The following is an 18177-nucleotide window of genomic DNA, read 5'->3' as shown; positions in this document are numbered from 1 at the left end:
CCCTTGAATTGTAGAAGCAGTTTCAGTTGGGCATACAAACATTAAGGAGGAGTAATTCGTGGAAGCAATCATTTTGGAATATTTGTGGGTTCTGGTCGTTCTCGTCGCGCTGGAAGGACTGTTGGCCGCGGATAATGCGGTGGTTATGGCGGTGATGGTCAAACACTTGCCGGTGGATCAGCAGAAAAAAGCCCTGTTTTACGGATTGTTTGGAGCGTTGATCTTCCGTTTTACCGCGTTATTCTTAATCACGATTTTAGTGAACTATTGGGAAATCCAAGCGATTGGTGCAGCATATTTATTGTTTATTGCGTTTAAAAATATTTACGAAAAGAAATTCAAAAAAGAGGAAGAAGAACGGGAAATTGAAGAACATCTGCAAAAAGGGAAAGGATTATGGGCTTCGGTATTGAAGGTTGAATTGGCGGATATCGCCTTTGCTGTGGATTCAATGCTTGCTGCCGTTGCAATTGCGGTGACACTGCCGGAAATTGGCCATTTTCATATCGGTGGCATCAATGCGGGACAATTTACGGTGATGTTCCTCGGCGGAATCATCGGGATGATTTTGATGCGATTTGCTGCACAAGCGTTCGTCAAATTGTTGAACAACTATCCGGAACTTGAAACAGCTGCCTTTTTAATTGTTGGATGGGTTGGTATTAAATTGGTGGTTTTGACATTATCCCACGAAAAAGTCGGCATCCTGCCTCATGATTTCCCGCATTCAGCACCTTGGGAAATCACATTCTGGGCTGTGCTTGTGGCTATTGCAGCCGGTGGATGGATCATCAGTGTGGCAAAGAAAAAAAAGGAAAAAGCAAAAGAGATCTAACCTGCGAAGGAACGGCTGTAAAAAGGCTGTTCCTCTTTATTTTCTAATGAATTTTTCTTATACTAATAAAAAGTTTATTTGGAAATAAAGAGGAGAAGCCCATGGCAAACATGTCCATTAAAAACAAACAAATAACACCGTTTCAACTTCTTGTCACATTTTATTTTCTGGCCATGTTGATTTCTTTTTTGTTGTTGCGGATTCCGGGCGTATACCAGGATGGAAAAGAAGTATCCGTAATTGATACGCTTTTTACTGCCGTGAGTGCCATCAGTGTAACGGGATTGACCGTATTCAATATTTCAGAAACGTTTACGGATTTTGGGGAAATCATTTTATTGATTATTGTCCAATTGGGTGCGATTGGGGTCATGTCCATCGGCACCTTTATTTGGCTGCTGATAGGCAAAAGAATCGGCTTGCGCGAAAGACAGCTGATCATGATCGATTTTAATCAGACTCAGTTGGCGGGGGTAGTACGGCTTCTTAAAGAAATCATCAAAATTTTGTTCTTTATTGAAGCGATCGGCACTTTGATACTGACCATCCATTTTATGAGATATTTTGATTCCTGGTCGGAAGCATTCAAAAATGGGCTGTTTGCCGCAATTTCCGCAACGACGAACAGCGGCTTTGATATTACCGGACACAGCTTCGAACCTTTTTATAATGACTATTTCGTTCAATTTATTTCAATGATATTGATTGTGCTTGGCGCCATTGGATTTCCGGTGCTGGTGGAATTGAAGCATTATTTATTGAAGAAAGATCCCTCTTTTCGTTTCAGCCTCTTTACGAAAATCACCACTGTAACATACGGTGTATTGTTTATTATCGGCGCTTTTGCCATCTTTTTGCTGGAGTCGTTTCAAACTTTAAAAGGAATGCCTTGGCATGAGAAACTCTTTGTTTCGATGTTTCAATCGATTTCTTCAAGATCAGCGGGATTGACGACAATGGATGTGGAATTGTTTAGTGAGGCGACAAATATATTTTTGAGTTTTTTGATGTTTGTCGGTTCATCGCCAAGTTCCGTCGGTGGGGGTATCCGGACTACGACATTTGCGATCGCCATGTTATTTTTGATTAATTTCGCCAATGGAAGAAAAGAGATTCAAGTGTTTGGACGGGAAATCTGCTTGGAAGATATTTTGCGTTCCTTTGTGGTGATCATCCTTGCAGCGTTTATGGTATTGATTGCGACAATGGTGTTGTCGATGACGGAGCCGGATGCAACAACCACAGAAATCATCTTTGAAATCACATCCGCATTCGGTACGTGCGGTATGGACCTCGGAATCACAGAAAGTTTATCGACCGCAGGCAAATTGGTCATCATGGTATTAATGTTTGTCGGAAGAGTCGGGCTGATTTCGTTCTTATATACATTGGGCGGAAAGGCGCAAAAACCGAAATTCCGATATCCGGAAGAACGCATTATCATCGGATAATCGGAAGGAAAAAATGTAATTATGTCAAAAGCGCAAGGTGTGAACGGTTTTCCTTGATGTAAAAACACTCCTGGAAGAGACCTGCCACTTTAGTGCGGTATACAATCAAAAAAAATCATCCATTCATTGCGAATGGATGATTTTTTTGTGGACAAGCCACCGTTTTCCGGTAGCATTTTGGTGAAATGGAGAAAGGGGAAAAACAATTTTTTTTAAATAGATCTGTACAAAGTTGTCATAAAATGGACAAAAACGAAATAATTTCTAAAAAATATGAATATTCTCGTCTTTTATGTCATATGCTGTGTAGAAGTGGATATATTTTTATTAAAATAATAATATTTTACAGACAATAATAATGAACAGTATGTGAGAAACAAAAAATAGTCTATAAGTAATAATATATAATTCAAAATCTTTTATCAACGAGTAATAAAAATATAGAGCAATACTACCATATACATAAAAAAATACATAAAAAAACAAAAAAATAACACCAAAAATTGTCTGAATTTTGAAAATCGGTATTTAATGCTTATTTTATTCTTTAAAATTTTATGAAATAATTTTTATAAAACTTATATTAAGAAAATTTCGGAAAGTTAAAATTTATTGAATAAATTGTAGATAGAGAGAGAAAAAAATTATTTAATGATTGTGGGGAAGGATGGGTGTTTCAAAATGACAAAAGCGACAATGGTACCTCTATTGGAAAATTTGTTCCAATATGATGATCCTGTGCTTATATTAAATACTTCATGTAATATCGAGTCAATCAGCAACAAGGCAGCTCAGATATTAAATTTGGATGAAGAGATAGGGAAGCCCCTTCCCATGGACGATTTATCACAATCAAGATGGAATTCATTTTTAAAAAGAATCCGGCAAGAGAAATTTTCCTTCTCTTCATTTAATATTAAAGGCAAAGATTCTGCGTATAAAGAAATAAAAGTTTTCGGAATGTTTCTGAAAAAGAATAACCTGGTGTTTTTAAAAATATTGAACGAAGATTCGGACAACAAGTTTCAATTGTACAGGAAACATTTTCTGAATGATTTGCCTTATGGCCTTCTCTTCTTTAAAGACGAAATGATTAATGAATTCAATTCACGGGCGATTGAATTGCTGGATATCGACTTGGGGAATATTTCAAACTTGTCTTTTGATTCTTTTCTCTCAAAGTATTTCGATTACGGTTATAAAAAGCTGCAATTTTTATCCGAACTGAAAGCTTTTGGACATGCAACGCTGGAAGTGAAGCGTTTGAATCGGCAAAATGAAGAAAGATATTTAACAATGAATTGCAAATATTTCCATTATTTGGACATGATTGTGGTTTCCATTGTGGATCATACGGAAACGGTCAAATTGAAACAAAAAGTGAAAGAACTTGAACATTTTAGTGAAATCGGAAAGATTTCCGCAAATATTACCCATGAGCTGAAAAATGCGTTAACCTCGTTGAAAGGATTTATGGAGTTATTGAAATTCAATACGACGGAAGAAGGAAAAAAATATATAAAAATCATTGAATCCGAAATGCAAAGAATGGAGACCATCCTTTCAGAAATACTCTATTTGGCAAAACCGACCAAATTTATTAAAGAAAAGGTATCCATGCTGCATGTGATCGAAGAAGTGATTGAAATTATGCAGCCCCAAGCTTATAAAAACCATGTCGTGATCCAATTGAAGGCCGATGAAGAATGTGATTCAATGATTACCGGCAATGTCAATCATTTAAAACAAATGTTCATCAATTTGGTAAAAAACGCTATTGAAGTGATGGAAAATGGCGGCACGATTACAATTGAATTAAAAAATATATGCAATAAAGTCCAAGTATTGATCCAAGATGAAGGAACAGGGATTCCGGAAGAAAATTTAAATAAATTATTCACGCCATTTTTTACAACAAAAGATGAAGGAACAGGACTCGGGTTGTCACTCGTCAAAAAAGTGGTGGATGAGCATCATGGAAAAATTTCGGTGGAAAGCATCGTTGATGTCGGTTCCACTTTCATTTTGGAATTTCCGGGTTATACAGAGAATTATACTAAGTATTATTACGATGAAAATCAAATGAAGAAACTGTTGGCATCCCGCACGGCCAATTCTGTCCCGCTTGTATAGCCGCCGCTTTGACAAATCTTTTCTCTAATAGCTATAATGCTCTTAAAGAGATAGAAAAAAGAGGATGATTTGTCTTGTCGTCAAATGAAATCAAACAATCGCTTAAACTGTACATCGTATTGTCAAGGGCCAATAAGGCAATAAATGAAGTGACAAATCAGTTTTTTCAGCAAAATGGAATCAATCCGACAGAATTTGCTGTGTTGGAATTGTTATATCATAAAGGTAGACAGCCCTTACAAAAAATAGGAAGCAAAATTTTATTGGCCAGCGGTTCGATCACATATGTGGTCGATAAACTTGAAAAAAGAGGTTTAATCAAACGGGTATCCTGTCCTTCAGATAGAAGAGTCACTTATGCGGAAATTACCGAAAAAGGTGCCGCCTTCATGGAAAAAATATTTCCGGAACATGAAAAAAATTTGCACGAGTTGATGAATGCATTAACCCCGGAAGAAAAGGATACCGCCATTGAATTGTTGAAAAAATTGGGGTTATCGATCAAAGATTTGTCTTATTAATTAATAAAGAGCTGTTCGACTTGTTTGAACAGCCCTTTTTTGTGGAAACAGAACGGGTTTCAAGACCCTTCGGAAGATTATTTTTCTTTGATTGTCAGCCCCATTTTGATAAGAGCATCTTTCAAATCGTAATCTTTTTGGTCATATACCGTTAAACGGACAAGAAGATTGCCTTTTTCGTAAACGATGCCGACCACTTCGTCATTTTCAATTGTCGCGATATACGCAATGGAATTTGAAATTTCCGGATGTGATTTCACCGCTTCACTGATATCGAACGGTTCATAGTCGCTGATTGCTGCCATCATTTCTTGTGTATTTTTTACAAGATTATTATAATCCGCCTCTTCTTTTGGCATCACTTCAATGCGCATGTTGATGGCATCGTTATCTTGAAGGAACAGCAATTCTTTTCCGGGCTCTTCTTTTGTAAGTTCATAGCCTTCCATAATTTGAATCGTATAAAGATCTTCTTCTACATTGGCAGTTTCAGCGGTGCGTGTTTCGTTATTGGAAGTGTATTGAATTTGATTTTCATTTTGATTTGCATTTTCTTCTTGTTGAGTTCCGTTCTCTTTTGCACTTTCATCTTCAATGTTGTTTGTTTCCTCTTCCGTCTCCTGGTCTGTATTGTCAGGTTCGGCATTCTGGTCTTCCGCTGTTCCACATGCGGCAAGCAATAAAATAAGTAAAAGGGATGTAAATAAAAGTTGTAATTTTTTCATTCTCCAGCCTCCTTGATAATAAGACGGTCTCTGCTTTTAAAAAGTTTCATCTCCCGGTCAATAATGGATAAAAGGCAAGATGAAAAACAACAGCAAAACATAAATTTCATGCGCGACAATGACTAAAGGTATGCTTTGCTTCCACTCATATAAAAGGCCGAAAATAAGGGAGATGATGAATGCACAAATAACGCCCGGAATAAATCCGCTCAACGCAATTGTCAGTGCAAACAAAACGCTTGTCATGATGCATGAAAGGATTGGCGGGACGTATTGTTTGAGAGCATGCTGAATATAGCCGCGCCAAAACATTTCTTCACCGATAACGATAATAAAGATGAGCAGTAAATAATGCCAAATATTATTTGGACCATAAGTTTCCAAGAATTTTCGGATCGTTTTGACGGAACCGTGATCCACGGTTTTTAGCAAAATGTAGCTGAGCCGTACAACTCCGTAAGTGATTGTACCAAATCCGATTCCAAATAAGATATACTTCCAAGTTGGGAGTTCATCTTTGAATTTCCCGAAAAGGATGGAAATGGCGATGCCAACGAGGAGAGTGAACGTATATAGATGCCAGAAGATATTTTTTTCTTCGAAGGTGAAATACATGCTAATAAAGATGAAAGCAAGAGAGAGAAGGAGTACAATCAAATGTTTGGATGATTTCATGTTTTTTGCCTCCTTTGATATCATATTAACAAAAAAAATTCCCCCTATCATCTATAACCAATGAAAAGGGGAAGGTTTTTTTATTCTAAATGATTTTTTGATTCTATAATTTTATAACGTTTATGATTAACGACCGTTTTTTCTTCCAAATCCAATTCCCGATAGTTGGACATGATGGTTAAATCAACAATCACCGAGTTGTCGTTCACTTTTTCCACCAATCCGCGAAGCCCGTCTTTGAATTCGATGATATCTCCCACTTCAGCAATTTTCATAGGCATGCTCCTCCTTTTAAGCTACTATGAAGTTAGTTTGCATGATAATAGAACAAAAGTAAAGTGATTTTCGAATAATTTCTGTCAACAAGCAATATGAGGAGGTTAAGGATGATGAATAAATATAAAATGATGATTGAAAAGTTAAAAAACGGGGAAATAGAAAGTATAGAAATTACGAAAGAGGAATTTTGGGAGTTTCGAGAAGTGCTTGTGAACGATGAAAAATTTAAACATTTCCGAGGGGAAGCAAAGCAGGGGGGAAGGGTCATCTATACGTATTCGGAAAAACCGCGAGCATAAACCTTCCTCAATTCATTAGAAAGAGGGGATCAGGACATGGAGCAATTATTAATTCAATTGGAGCAAATTCGGGAAAAAATGATCCGTTCGGGTTTGGAGCACGGCCTGCATGCTCCGAAGACGATTCGACTAAGCGAACAGTTGGATCAAATCATCAATCAATATGTTCAAATATCCCTGCTGCTAATTGCGAAAAAATAAAAAATTTTTCAATATTTTGTTATAAAATGCATGTCAATGGGAAATAGTATTTTTGAACACAGCAACATTCTCATTTTCCCCCTTTTCAAGCAGCAATTTTGCTGCTCTTTTTTTATGGAAAATAATCTTTTTTTTACATATCAACAATTCCCCTTTTATATGGTACATTACAAGAAAGTGTAAAATATACATAAATTTATATCTTAAAGGGGTGTTGGGTGACAATGAGTCAAAAAAAGATTGCATTTATCGGCACGGGTGTGATGGGATCAAGCATCGTCAAACATTTATTGAAAGCGGGTTTTGAAGTGACGGTGTACAACCGGACAAAAGCAAAGGCGGATCCTCTGATTGGGCTTGGGGCTCTCTGGGCTGATACACCAGCCCTTGCTTCAGAAAATGCGGATATCATTTTTACAATGGTCGGTTTTCCTAAAGATGTGGAAGAAGTATATTTTGGGGAACATGGGATTTTCCGGACGGCCAAAGAAGGTTCCATCGTTGTGGATATGACCACTTCAAAGCCAAGTCTGGCCAAAGAAATTTATGTGGCCGCCAAGGAAAGAGGGGTCCGGAGTTTGGATGCACCGGTGTCCGGCGGAGATATCGGGGCGAGAAACGGCACGTTATCCATCATGGTTGGCGGAGATGAAGAAGTATTTAAGGAAATGCTGCCGATTTTTGAGTTGTTCAGTTCCAATATCGTTTATCACGGAGGCGCCGGCGCCGGCCAGCACGCAAAAATGTGCAACCAATTGCTGGTGACGACCAATATGATCGGTGTTTGCGAATGTATCGCTTACGGCATGAAAGCGGGACTGGATTTGGAAAAAGTGCTGCAATCCGTTTCCACTGGTGCAGCCGGCTCCTGGTCATTATCGAATTTGGGACCGCGTATATTAAAAGGGGACTTGGATCCCGGTTTTTATATTAAACATTTCATCAAGGATATGAAAATCGCTTTGGAAGAAGCGGAAAAAATGGAGCTGGATTTGCCTGGATTGAAACTGGCCAAAGAAATGTATGAGACGTTGCTGGAGAAAGGGTATGGGGATTTTGGCACACAGGCGTTGATCAAATATTATCAAGTGTAAGTTTTACAAATTCATAGACTGATAGGGGCGATTTTATTGAAAAAACATTTGGGCGCGAGGAGTCAATGGGCATTATATTTTTCCCTTCCGATTCTTTCATGGGCATTGTACGATTTTGCCAATACAATTTTTTCATCCAATATCAATACGGTTTTTTTCCCGTTTTATATGGATGAAGTGCTCGGTACAGATCAGGTGATGGAGCAGGTGGCAAGCACTTTCATTTCATATGCGAATGCTTGCGCGAGTTTCTTTTTGGTGCTGTTTTCCCCTCTGTATGGAGTTTGGATCGACCAAACCGGTTATAAAAAGCGATTCATCGTGTGGTTTGCGTCCATATCCATATTTTTCACATTTATGATGGGGGTATTTGCGCATCTGGATGTTTCTTCTCAATTTTCAGGGTTGCCCCTCAGTCTTTGTTTGGTTGTTCTCAGTTTTGTCATTGCAAAATTTTGTTTTAATTCGAGTTTAGTATTTTATGATACGATGTTGGGAGATCTTGGCAAGGGAGATGAAATCCCGTTAATTTCAGGATTTGGGGTCGCTGTTGGTTATCTGGGAACGATTGTCGGTTTACTCGTCTACTTTTTCGTGCAGGATGGCGGTTTCCATCGGGCTTTTATTCCAACAGCCATACTGTATTTGATCTTTTCTCTGCCATTGTTTTTCTTTATTAAAGACTCCCCGATTCCGAAAGAAAATCGAAAAAAGATCCGTTTTATTAAAGGGTACAGAGAAATTGTCGATACTTTTAAAGATATGAAAAAATACAAAGCAATTTTTACATTCATGATTGCTTATTTTTTCTTGAACGATGCCATTCAGACAACGATTGCCATGATGGCTGTGTATGCAACGATCATCGTCGGCTTCACCTCCGGGCAATTTATTTTATTATATTTGGTGAGCACCATTTCCACCGTGATTGGTTCGTTCGTGTTCGGCAACATTACAAAAGCGATCGGTGCGCGGAAATCTGTTGCCATTGTGAGCGTCATCATGATCATTGCGCTCATTATCGCGGTCTGCGCCACACAGGAATGGATGTTTTGGATTGCAGGCAGCATGTTTGGCGTGTCTCTGGGTTCCATGTGGGTGACATCAAGAACGTTGATTATTGAATTATCGCCTGAAGAAAAACGCGGGCAATTTTTTGGACTGTTTGCTTTTTCCGGAAAAGTATCATCCATCATCGGACCGGCATTGTACGGGACAGTGACGCTCTTATTGAAGGATTATGGCACTCTTGCTTCACGGGTTGCCCTTGGATCGTTGATTGTATTGACGGTCATTGGATTGATTGTCCATTTGCAAGTCAAACAAGATCAACGGCAAATTTCCGATTAAAAAAGCTGGTGTAGCATTACATAAGGAAGGGATGATTGAAATGGAGCAAAAAGGGATATTATTGGAATCTGGAACGAATGAATTGGAAATTGTCGAATTTGAGGTGGCAAACAATAAGTATGGAATCAATGTCATTAAGGTGAAGGAAATTATCCAGCCGATTCCTGTCACAATTATTCCCCATGCCCATCCGCACATAGAGGGGATTATTCAGCTCCGCGGTGAAGTGCTGCCGGTTGTGGATATGTTGAAAGTGCTTGGAATCAATAATGGGAAATACAGCGATCAGCAAAAATATATTGTGGCTGACTTTAACAAATTGAGAGTCGTTTTCCATGTGGATAATGTAACCCAAATTCACCGGATCTCATGGACTCAGATCGAAAAGCCTTCGGATATTTATCAAGGCAGCTCAAACCAGGTGATCGGCGTTGTGAAGATAGGAGAAACGATGATCTTGCTGCTGGATTTTGAAAAAATTATGATGGATATTAATCCGGATTCAGGTATCAGTGTGGAACCGGTGAAAAAATTGGGAAAACGCGAACGTTCCGAAAAGAGAATTGTTGTGGCGGAAGATTCGCCGTTGTTGCGTAAATTGTTGAATGAAACATTATCCGAAGCGGGTTATGGAAATCTGGAGTTTTTCGAAAACGGCAAAGATGCATATGATTATTTGGAGTCCTTGCTGGACAAAGGCGGAGATATTTCAAAATATGTCCAATTGGTTGTAACGGATATTGAAATGCCGCAAATGGATGGACATCATTTAACGAAGAGAATCAAAACCCACCCGGAATTGCAAAAGTTACCGGTTGTCATCTTCTCCAGTTTGATTACCGACGATCTTCGACATAAAGGGGAACAAGTGGGGGCGGATGATCAAGTATCGAAGCCGGAAATAGCGGATTTGATTTTGAAAATTGATGAATTGATTTTGTAATCCCCTTACATTGCATATACATACTGTTTCAAGCCGGTTGCCTCAAGGGCGCCGGCTTGTGTTTTATTTTTATTCGTTGAACCGTCACTGTTCCTATGTCAAAATATTGATAATATTTCAATATTCAAACAAGGGAGAAGGGACTTAATTCCGTGGAAACATTCAATACAGCCATCATCGATATTGGTTCGAATACAATCCGCTTAGTGATATACAGTTACAGCAAGAAGGCGGGATTGCATGAAATCAGCAATGTAAAGAAGGTTGCCAGATTAAGAAAATATATTCAACGGGATGGAAACATGTCTGAAGAAGGCATTGAAAAATTAAAAAATACGTTGATTTCATTTAAACATATTTTGGAAGACTTTGATGTGGCAAAAATGAAGGTTGTTGCAACCGCGGCAATCCGGCAGGCAAAAAACAATGAAGAAATCCTTTTGCGGATGGAACAGGAAACCGGGATCAAAATCGAATTATTGTCCGAAGAAGAAGAAGCCTATTTCGGCTATTTGGCGGTCGTTTACTCGATGGATCTTCCTTCAGCCGTAACCATCGATATCGGCGGAGGATCAACGGAAATCACGCTTTATGACAATAAAAAACTGCAGCATTTCTTCAGCTTTCCATTTGGCACGGTTTCATTAAAACAAAGTTTTGTCTCTGGGGATAAAATTAATGAAAAAGAAAAAACCCGACTATACCAATATGTAAAAAAACAGTTCGAAAGTTTGGGCTGGATCGGCCAAGTGGGATTGCCCGTAGTTGGAATCGGTGGAAGTGCAAGAAATCTTGCCCAAATCCATCACCATTTGATCGATTATCCCATCTCCGGTCTTCACCATTATGAAATGGACGGGGAAGCGTTAAGAAATCTCGGGGATTATTTGGGAAGACGAACTTATGAACAATTGATCCAAATCGAGGGATTATCCTCCGACCGGGCGGACATCATTGAGATTGCTTTAGTCGTCTTTCAAACATTGATGGAAATTGTCAATACAGATTCCTTTTATATCAGCAAAAGCGGACTGCGGGAAGGGTTGATCATCCATAATGTGATGCAATCCAATCCGGAAGCTTTTCATCTCGACAACATTTTTGAAGAATATGCCAACCACCTCGCTTTTAAATACGGCAGAACGGAGGAAGAAGTCGCCAATTTGGTGAATTTGGCGGAAAATTTATATTTGGAAAGCTGTAAACTCAACTTATTGCCTTATAATGAAGAACATTTTCAATTATTAAAAAAAGCGGCAAGCGTGTTTTCGATTGGGGATTACATCGAAATCGATTCATCGAATCAACACACGTTTTATTTGCTGGCCAACCAATCGATTCCGGGCTTGAACCACAAAGATCGGGTAAGGATTGCATTATTGGCGTCCTACAAGAATAGAGATTATTTTAGACGTTTAAGCCGGCCGTTCCGTACATGGTTTACCCGGGAAGAATTGAAAATGTTGAGCCAGTTCGGGGCATTATTAAAATTTGCATATTCATTAAATGTTTCCAAAAGAAATGTCGTAAAAAGTATTAAAATGGAATTAGAAGGGGATAAACTGATTCTTTATGTCTATGTAACAAACAGGGCGATGGCGGAAATTTACAGGGCCGAAAACCAAAAGAAACACATTGAACGGTTGTTTAAGAAGAAATTAAAAATCGAGTTTAACAATGAAGGGTGGAATGAGTGATGAGTACTGAGACAGGACTAAACTTTTCTGATAGGGAGAATTTTGCGGAAGTCGATGAAGTGAATGAAATCGATAGGCAGAAAATGCTGGAAGAAATTGCGAAACCTGAATATTACAACAACAGGGAACTCAGCTGGCTTGCATTCAATGAACGGGTGCTGGAAGAGGCGGAAGATGAATCAAATCCTTTATTGGAACGCTTGAAATTTCTGGCCATATTCAGCTCCAATTTAGACGAGTTTTTCATGGTTCGGGTGGCGGGACTTCAAGATCAGGTCCGTGCAGGATTCCATAAACCGGAAAATAAAGCCGGCTTGACTCCAAAGGAACAATTGGAAAAGATTGCGGAAAAAACCCAAGCCCTTGTGCGAAGACAGATGGAAGTCTATAAACATCTTGTTTACGAATCGCTTCCAAAAGAAAAGATACACTTGGCGGATTTAAAATCATTATCCTTTGAACAGCACCACTATATTAATGATCTGTTTGAAGAAACGATTTTTCCGGTATTGACGCCAATTGCGGTCGATGCTTACCGCCCGTTTCCGACTTTGCAGGGAAAAACGCTGAATTTGCTTGTCATGTTGGAAGATGTGAGGGCATCCAGCGAGTTTAATGAGAAAGTGGCGATTGTCCAGGTGCCGTCGGTATTGAACCGCTTTATTGAAGTCCCAACCGGAACGGACGAAAAAGTGTTTGTTTTATTGGAAGATGTGATCACTTCCCATGTGGATCGATTATTTTACGGCTATAGAGTGAAATCGGTACAGGCATTCCGATTGACAAGAAATGCCGATTTGACGATTCATGAAGAAGGTGCACAAGATTTGCTCGTTGAAATTGAAAAGGAATTGAAAAAGCGCAAATGGGGATCTGGAAGCAGACTGGAAGTGCGGGAAGGCGAAATGGACGATGACGTATTGGAATATTTATTAGACGAATTTGAACTGAGCGAATCCGATGTATTTAAAATTGACGGTCCCCTTGATTTGACCTTTTTATTTAGTTTTGTGAAAGAGTTGTCAAAGGGAAGGGAACATTTATTGTATGAAAGCTTTATTCCTCAGCGGCCGCTGGATTTGGAGTCGGATGAGGATATCTTTGAGAAGGCCCTCGAAAAAGACCTTTTCTTCCATCATCCATATGAGTCCTTTGAGCCGATTGTGGAATTCATTACGGAAGCGGCAAATGATCCATCGGTTTTAGCGATCAAGCAAACTTTGTATCGGGTAAGCGGCAATTCACCGATCATCCAGGCATTGAAACAGGCGGCTGAAAATGGCAAGCAGGTGACCGTCTTAGTGGAGTTGAAGGCGCGGTTTGATGAAGAAAACAACGTGCACTGGGCGAAAGAGTTGGAACAGTCCGGCTGCCTTGTCATTTATGGAATGCATAATTTAAAAACCCATTCGAAAATCACCCTTGTCGTTCGGCGGAAGAATGGAAAAATTGAGCGCTTTGTCCATTTGGGAACGGGCAATTATAACGATGCGACGGCAAAAATCTATACGGATATGGGCATTATTACAACAAATAAAGAATTTGGCACCGATGCGACGAACTTTTTCAATTATTTGAGCGGCTATACGGAGAAGCCGAAATTCCACCATATTGTTGTTTCCCCTTATGATATTCGGGATAAGTTTATTGAATTGATTGATGAAGAAATCGAATACCATAAGAAATACGGTAACGGTTTAATCCGCGCCAAAATGAATGCACTGACAGATAAAGATTTAATTATGAAACTGTATGAAGCTTCCATCAATGGAGTCAAAATCGAGTTGCTTATACGCGGAATTTGCTGTTTGCGGCCGGGCATTCCAGGTATTAGTGAAAACATCACCGTTACAAGCATCGTCGGACGTTTCTTGGAACATTCCCGCATCTACTGGTTCCATCATAACGGAGAAAATAAAATCTTCTTATCTTCAGCGGATATGATGACCCGGAACATGGTACGACGGGTGGAAATATTGTTCCCGATTTATTCGGAAGAAATCAAAAAACGGGTGATGCATATTTTATCCACCCAACTTGCGGATAATGTGAAAGCGCGCATCCAGGACCACAGAGGGAAATACCATTATAAGGAACGCAAGGAAGGAGAACCAATCATCAACAGCCAGGAGCAATTTATTTTGGAAGCGATGAGAACCGTTGTAGTGGAAGAATGACATTAAATTTTAAAGATCAATCCACTCCCTTCAGGGTACGGAATAAAAAGATTGAAACGGCACATACTTTTTGTAACTCTAGGAAGGGAGTGTTTGCGGATGAACAGTGTTTGGACAGTTTTAACCATTATCGTGAGCATCATTTTAATTGGAGTATCGTATGTGACGACTGTCGGTGTCATGAAGAAAACGGATGAGCGGGCTTCCACGACAGACGTGCCAATCAGCAGGATGGTTCGCGATCATCCCATCTTGATGAATCCAATCATTCTAATGTATGTGGTGTTTCTTACGTTTTTAGGAATTTTGATCTTTTACTTATGGGCAAAATACGGTTATTAAATAATTTAATTTCAACCTTCAACCCGAAATTCATGTGCCATTGTCATGGTCAAAAATCTGTCAAATATGATATGATATTGGTAAGTGCGGTCCTCATGGAAGGGGTTGAAGGTTTTGATTTCAACAAAGACACGGGCTTTTTTAGAAACGCCAATCAGTGATTTCATCATCCCGGCGGAAAAAGTGGCCCACGTATTGGTCGGAAACAGCGCCGAGCATGCGCTATTGGTTCTGACAAAGACAGGATATTCGCAAGTACCGGTACTGGATACAAACTTTAAGATTCATGGATTGGTAAGTTCCAAAATGATTACAGAATCCATACTTGGGCTGGAACGCATCGAATATGAGAAGTTGGCCCATATCAAAGTGGATGATTGCATGGAGCGGAATGTGGCTTATTTGAGAATCGATGATACTTTTAAAAAAGCATTGGATCTGGTCATTAACCATCCATTTTTATGTGTTGTCGATTATGATGGCACATTCGCCGGAATTTTAACACGAAGAGTGATTTTGAAGCAGCTGAAAAAATATATTTATCAAACATTAGATTAACAGTTGAAAATCATCGGCAAAATCCATAAGGAAAGAGGATTTTGTCGATTTTTATTGAATTTTTATGTAGTGTATTTTCTTGGAGTGATTGGATGACAACAACAGAAGCAGAAATTATAAAAATATTGGCGGAAGAACGGAACATGCGCAAGGCTGCCGAGCGGCTGTTTATCACCCAGCCGGCCTTGTCCCAGCGGTTGCAGTCGATTGAAAAATATTGGGGGACGCAATTATTTATCCGCTCCCAAAAAGGTTTGACACCGACACCGGCAGGAGAATTGGTCATTCAGTATGCGATTGAAACATTGCAGAAGAAGGAAGAAGTGCTTGAAAAGATTCAGGCCCTTGATTCAAAAGTGCATGGTACACTAAAGATCGCTTGTGCATCGATTGTCGGAATCAACTGGCTGCCAAAAGTGCTGAAAGAATTTGTCACAACATATCCGGATGTAAAAATCTCTTTAATTACCGGTTGGAGTTCAGAAATTGTAAGAGCGATTTACGATGGGGAAGCCCAAGTGGGAATCGTCAGAGGACAATCCGAGTGGAAAGGGAAAAAAATGCACTTATTCCGGGACACGATGTATTTGGTCGATACAGAAATACAGAGATTGGAAGAAGTTTTAACGACGGAACGGCCTTTTATTCAATTCAAAAGCGATTCCAATTATTATCAGGAAATTCAAGTTTGGTGGCAGGAGCATTTCGCTTCCAGTCCAAAACGGCAAATTATTGTGGATCAAATTGAAACTTGCAAGCAGATGGCGCTCAATGGGATCGGTTACGCCATTTTACCTTCCATCACATTGAACGGAGGGGAAAATGTCAATAAAATCGCACTGACATCCGGCAATCATGATATCGGGTTGACACGGGACACTTGGCTGATTGGCTATGAATCTTCCTTCCAATTACGCCAAGTGGCGGCTTTTGTTGAAATCGTGAAAAACCATGCCCATTCCGTCAATGAAACTTAAAGCGCATATCGTAAGAGCAAATCGGCAAAACAACATTTTCCGATTTGCTCTTTTTGTGCGCCCGGCATGTACATGAACTATAGGGTGTAAGTCCCGAACCCCGAAGACAGAAGTAGAGGTTAGCTCAACGAAGGGTGTCCGTGGTGACGCGGAATCTGAAGGAAGCTGGAGGCAAAACACCGGTCCGAGGAACACGAACCTCATATAAGGCTAGGTATGATTGAGTGAGTTTGCAAAACAAAACAAAGCTCTTTCTGTCGAAGGTCATATCGAGTAGATGAGGCGGATAGATGGTGTGAAAGTGCATGTACTTACCCGGGGAGGTCTGGCGGATAGGTGAAGTACGCTTCATAACCTACTTAGTGATAAGTAGCTGAACCGTCAGAAGTCAGCAGAGGTCATAGTATTAGTTGGTCTAGAACAACTAAGAAGGACCGAACAATTAAGAGAGAATAGCCCTTGGCATTCAGTGAGTCATGATGAAAACAGAAAACGTAGTACCTCACTTGAGGAAGGAAGCGGTGAATCCCGTGGGGGACCTCTTGGAGGGTGGAGTGACCACTGGCATAAAGAGAACAGCTATTCACGGAAGGAGAATAACGATGCTTTTGAATCAAATCCTGTCACGGGAGAACATGCTTCAAGCACTAAAACGTGTAGAACAGAATAAAGGAAGCCACGGAGTAGATATGATGCCCGTACAAAACCTACGACAGCACATAGTCGAAAACTGGCTATCTATTAAGGAGGCAATTCTCAAGGGAACTTATGAACCAATGCCAGTCCGCAGAGTCGAAATCCCGAAACCTGACGGCGGTGTTCGTTTACTAGGAATCCCTACCGTAACAGACCGTTTGATTCAACAAGCAATCGCCCAAGTACTTTCAAAAGTGTATGACCCTACATTCTCTGAAAACAGCTACGGATTTAGACCAAACCGAAGTGCCCATGATGCGGTGAAGAAAGCGAAAGAATATATAAGAGATGGACATCGATGGGTTGTAGATATGGACTTGGAGAAATTCTTTGATAAGGTCAACCATGACAGATTAATGGGTACACTCGCGAAGAGAATCCAAGATAAACCATTACTGAAATTGATTCGTAAGTATTTACAATCGGGAGTCATGATTAATGGTGTGGTGTCAAGCACATTAGAAGGAACTCCACAAGGAGGACCATTAAGTCCGCTACTATCTAACATTGTACTAGATGAACTAGATAAAGAATTGGAAAGAAGAGGACACAAATTCGTTCGATATGCGGATGACTGTAACATTTACGTGAAAAGTAAACGAGCAGGACTTCGCACAATGGCAAGCATTCAACGATTCATTGAAGGAAAACTACGACTGAAAGTAAATGAAAAGAAATCAGCGGTCGACCGTCCATGGAAACGTAAGTTTCTAGGATTTAGCTTTACCTATCATAAAGAGCCAAAGGTTCGTATCGCAAAAGAAAGCCTTAAACGAATGAAGAATAAAGTTCGTGAAATCACATCACGCAAGATGCCCTACCCGATGGAATACCGCATTCAGAAACTGAATCAATATCTAGTGGGATGGTGTGGATATTTTGCGTTAGCAGACACCAAATCTATATTCCTTGAATTAGATAAATGGATTCGTAGAAGACTTCGAATGTGTCTATGGAAGAACTGGAAGAAACCGAAAACAAAGACACGCAACCTTATTCAGCTTGGCGTACCACAATGGCAAGCGTATGAATGGGGAAATACTCGGAAGAGTTATTGGCGTATTTCAAATAGTCCAATATTACACAGAACCCTTGGTAACTCCTATTGGAGAAACCAAGGGTTGGAAAGTCTTGAAGCTCGTTATGAAAACTTGCGTCAATGATCTTAATTGAACCGCCGTATACGGAACCGTACGTACGGTGGTGTGAGAGGACGGGAGTTAA

The 18177-nt window shown here is 39.8% G+C and carries 18 protein-coding genes; 15 read left to right on the top strand and 3 right to left on the bottom strand.

Annotation, left to right across the window (positions count from 1 at the left end; all coding sequences use genetic code 11):
• Nucleotides 1–58: 58 nt before the first annotated feature.
• From NSS77_RS01460 to NSS77_RS01445, 4 genes are all read left to right on the top strand, one after another.
• A complete protein-coding gene (locus NSS77_RS01460) occupies nt 59–835 on the top strand; it encodes a TerC family protein (protein WP_342470063.1) in 777 nt (258 codons plus the stop codon).
• A 101-nt stretch (nt 836–936) separates the two neighbouring features.
• Nucleotides 937–2286 carry a potassium transporter TrkG gene (locus NSS77_RS01455; protein WP_342470062.1) on the top strand — a complete coding sequence of 450 codons (1350 nt, stop codon included), beginning with the start codon at nt 937–939 and terminating at the stop codon, nt 2284–2286.
• A gap of 681 nt (nt 2287–2967) precedes the next feature.
• Nucleotides 2968–4419 (top strand): HAMP domain-containing sensor histidine kinase, encoded by a 1452-nt coding sequence (locus NSS77_RS01450; protein WP_342470061.1) that lies wholly within the window; start codon nt 2968–2970, stop codon nt 4417–4419.
• Nucleotides 4420–4493: 74 nt separating this feature from the next.
• The gene (locus NSS77_RS01445) at nt 4494–4940 is read left to right on the top strand and encodes a MarR family transcriptional regulator (protein ID WP_342470060.1); all 447 of its coding nucleotides are present in this window, start codon (nt 4494–4496) and stop codon (nt 4938–4940) included.
• 77 nt (nt 4941–5017) lie between these two features.
• Here NSS77_RS01445 and NSS77_RS01440 read toward each other — a convergent pair whose 3' ends face one another.
• The 3 genes from NSS77_RS01440 to NSS77_RS01430 all read right to left on the bottom strand — a co-directional run bounded on the left by NSS77_RS01440 (nt 5018) and on the right by NSS77_RS01430 (nt 6615).
• Nucleotides 5018–5665, bottom strand: coding sequence for a hypothetical protein (locus NSS77_RS01440; protein WP_342470059.1), 648 nt, complete (start codon nt 5663–5665; stop codon nt 5018–5020).
• Between the two features lie 57 nt (nt 5666–5722).
• Nucleotides 5723–6340 (bottom strand): type II CAAX endopeptidase family protein, encoded by a 618-nt coding sequence (locus NSS77_RS01435; protein ID WP_342470058.1) that lies wholly within the window; start codon nt 6338–6340, stop codon nt 5723–5725.
• Nucleotides 6341–6420: 80 nt separating this feature from the next.
• The gene (locus NSS77_RS01430; protein WP_342470057.1) at nt 6421–6615 is read right to left on the bottom strand and encodes a DUF2187 family protein; all 195 of its coding nucleotides are present in this window, start codon (nt 6613–6615) and stop codon (nt 6421–6423) included.
• Nucleotides 6616–6729: 114 nt separating this feature from the next.
• Here NSS77_RS01430 and NSS77_RS01425 point away from each other — a divergent pair, with 114 nt between their 5' ends.
• The 11 genes from NSS77_RS01425 to ltrA all read left to right on the top strand — a co-directional run bounded on the left by NSS77_RS01425 (nt 6730) and on the right by ltrA (nt 18116).
• A complete protein-coding gene (locus tag NSS77_RS01425; protein ID WP_342471170.1) occupies nt 6730–6918 on the top strand; it encodes a hypothetical protein in 189 nt (62 codons plus the stop codon).
• A 36-nt stretch (nt 6919–6954) separates the two neighbouring features.
• On the top strand, nt 6955–7119 hold the full coding sequence (locus NSS77_RS01420; RefSeq protein ID WP_342470056.1) for an aspartyl-phosphate phosphatase Spo0E family protein: 165 nt from the start codon (nt 6955–6957) through the stop codon (nt 7117–7119).
• A gap of 224 nt (nt 7120–7343) precedes the next feature.
• Entirely contained in the window at nt 7344–8213 is an 870-nt protein-coding gene (locus NSS77_RS01415; protein WP_342470055.1) for an NAD(P)-dependent oxidoreductase, read from the top strand.
• 30 nt (nt 8214–8243) lie between these two features.
• A complete protein-coding gene (locus NSS77_RS01410) occupies nt 8244–9563 on the top strand; it encodes an MFS transporter (RefSeq protein ID WP_342471169.1) in 1320 nt (439 codons plus the stop codon).
• A 40-nt stretch (nt 9564–9603) separates the two neighbouring features.
• Entirely contained in the window at nt 9604–10506 is a 903-nt protein-coding gene (locus tag NSS77_RS01405; RefSeq protein WP_342470054.1) for a chemotaxis protein, read from the top strand.
• Between the two features lie 152 nt (nt 10507–10658).
• Nucleotides 10659–12203, top strand: a complete 1545-nt coding sequence (locus NSS77_RS01400) for a Ppx/GppA family phosphatase (protein WP_342470053.1) — start codon at nt 10659–10661, stop codon at nt 12201–12203.
• An 83-nt stretch (nt 12204–12286) separates the two neighbouring features.
• On the top strand, nt 12287–14380 hold the full coding sequence (locus tag NSS77_RS01395) for an RNA degradosome polyphosphate kinase (protein ID WP_342471168.1): 2094 nt from the start codon (nt 12287–12289) through the stop codon (nt 14378–14380).
• A 99-nt stretch (nt 14381–14479) separates the two neighbouring features.
• Nucleotides 14480–14722, top strand: a complete 243-nt coding sequence (locus NSS77_RS01390) for a short-chain dehydrogenase (protein WP_342470052.1) — start codon at nt 14480–14482, stop codon at nt 14720–14722.
• A 114-nt stretch (nt 14723–14836) separates the two neighbouring features.
• Nucleotides 14837–15280, top strand: coding sequence for a cyclic-di-AMP-binding protein CbpB (gene cbpB, locus NSS77_RS01385; RefSeq protein WP_342470051.1), 444 nt, complete (start codon nt 14837–14839; stop codon nt 15278–15280).
• A gap of 92 nt (nt 15281–15372) precedes the next feature.
• Nucleotides 15373–16257, top strand: a complete 885-nt coding sequence (locus tag NSS77_RS01380; RefSeq protein ID WP_342470050.1) for a LysR family transcriptional regulator — start codon at nt 15373–15375, stop codon at nt 16255–16257.
• Nucleotides 16258–16859: 602 nt separating this feature from the next.
• Entirely contained in the window at nt 16860–18116 is a 1257-nt protein-coding gene (gene ltrA / locus NSS77_RS01375; protein ID WP_342471167.1) for a group II intron reverse transcriptase/maturase, read from the top strand.
• Nucleotides 18117–18177: the final 61 nt, after the last annotated feature.

This window comes from Ureibacillus sp. FSL K6-3587 (assembly GCF_038593165.1).
Taxonomy (GTDB): Bacteria; Bacillota; Bacilli; order Bacillales_A; family Planococcaceae; genus Ureibacillus; species Ureibacillus suwonensis.
Note: the sequence above shows the minus strand (reverse complement) of the source record. Positions and strands in the feature narration are given on the sequence as shown.

Coding starts and splice junctions, on each gene's coding strand:
- NSS77_RS01455 (WP_342470062.1), top strand. CDS start 937: ATGGCAAACATGTCCATTAAAAACAAACAAATAACACCGTTTCAACTT.
- NSS77_RS01450 (WP_342470061.1), top strand. CDS start 2,968: ATGACAAAAGCGACAATGGTACCTCTATTGGAAAATTTGTTCCAATAT.
- NSS77_RS01440 (WP_342470059.1), bottom strand. CDS start 5,665: ATGAAAAAATTACAACTTTTATTTACATCCCTTTTACTTATTTTATTG.
- NSS77_RS01435 (WP_342470058.1), bottom strand. CDS start 6,340: ATGAAATCATCCAAACATTTGATTGTACTCCTTCTCTCTCTTGCTTTC.
- NSS77_RS01430 (WP_342470057.1), bottom strand. CDS start 6,615: ATGAAAATTGCTGAAGTGGGAGATATCATCGAATTCAAAGACGGGCTT.
- NSS77_RS01425 (WP_342471170.1), top strand. CDS start 6,730: ATGAATAAATATAAAATGATGATTGAAAAGTTAAAAAACGGGGAAATA.
- NSS77_RS01420 (WP_342470056.1), top strand. CDS start 6,955: ATGGAGCAATTATTAATTCAATTGGAGCAAATTCGGGAAAAAATGATC.
- NSS77_RS01415 (WP_342470055.1), top strand. CDS start 7,344: ATGAGTCAAAAAAAGATTGCATTTATCGGCACGGGTGTGATGGGATCA.
- NSS77_RS01405 (WP_342470054.1), top strand. CDS start 9,604: ATGGAGCAAAAAGGGATATTATTGGAATCTGGAACGAATGAATTGGAA.
- NSS77_RS01395 (WP_342471168.1), top strand. CDS start 12,287: ATGCTGGAAGAAATTGCGAAACCTGAATATTACAACAACAGGGAACTC.
- NSS77_RS01390 (WP_342470052.1), top strand. CDS start 14,480: ATGAACAGTGTTTGGACAGTTTTAACCATTATCGTGAGCATCATTTTA.
- NSS77_RS01380 (WP_342470050.1), top strand. CDS start 15,373: ATGACAACAACAGAAGCAGAAATTATAAAAATATTGGCGGAAGAACGG.
- ltrA (WP_342471167.1), top strand. CDS start 16,860: ATGCTTTTGAATCAAATCCTGTCACGGGAGAACATGCTTCAAGCACTA.